The following is an 825-nucleotide window of genomic DNA, read 5'->3' as shown; positions in this document are numbered from 1 at the left end:
CTTACCCTTTATCATGAAGGGAAAAGTATAAAATACATAGCCGAGAAAATGGGCAGAAGTCAAACCTCGATAGTAATGCGATTAGGAAAATTGGAAGGGAAACGGCAATAAAATACTGATTGCATTTCGTTTGTCGAAAATATATGTTACCTTTGCATAGAGTTGTTTGACAGCAATGTACTGCACATCGCAGAATTTATGACCGTTGCCAAGTCATTACCTCACTTGTGACAAAAAGTGCGCAAGTTGCTTATTCCTAAATTATTCCTATCTTATAGCTGTATTTTCGGGAAAAATACTACCCGCAGGGCTGGAGATTTTTGCCGAAAACAGGAGGCTTGACCTTGCATTCCCGTCCAATCCCGGAATTACCTTTGCGCCCAGAACGGAAATGACTGCCTGATGCGGCTCACTGAAAGACGCGAAAATGGAGGTAAACGGAAGTGGAGGCAGATTGGACAGGAAAACTTCAAAAGAGAAATCCGTAAAAAAGGGATAATGCCAAAAAGAAAAGGGACACTGCCGGAAGCGTGAAACCGGGCAAACCACCGGCAAGGAAGTATGATTTTATATGTCTGGCCGAGCGTGTCCGGTCTGACGGATAAAATCATTCTTCCCGGTTTGCCTGCCGTGTATGACGGCTTGTTCCATTTACGGATCGGGCGGTCATGCGCGGCTTTCCGCTTACGGCTCAAAGGAACAGCAAAAAAGAAAAATCGTCAGAAACCCGTAAAAGCACCTCTCTGGCATAAGCGCAAAAGAAATGGGCCTTGCATCATCAGTCTAAACTTCTGTTTAGGCGTGAGGCAAAGCCCTTTTCTCCGC

1 protein-coding gene is annotated in these 825 nt (G+C 45.0%); it reads left to right on the top strand.

Translation table 11 applies throughout. The annotated features are described in order from the left end of the window. Positions 1 to 561: 561 nt before the first annotated feature. Positions 562 to 825, top strand: a 264-nt coding sequence (locus tag HPS53_RS12530; protein ID WP_253942900.1) for a hypothetical protein, incomplete at its 3' end; no start/stop codon positions are given.

The organism is Prevotella sp. PTAC, from assembly GCF_013166535.1.
Lineage (GTDB): Bacteria > Bacteroidota > Bacteroidia > Bacteroidales > Bacteroidaceae > Prevotella.
The sequence above is the reverse complement of the archived record's forward strand: the minus strand, read 5'-3'. Positions and strand labels throughout refer to the sequence as shown.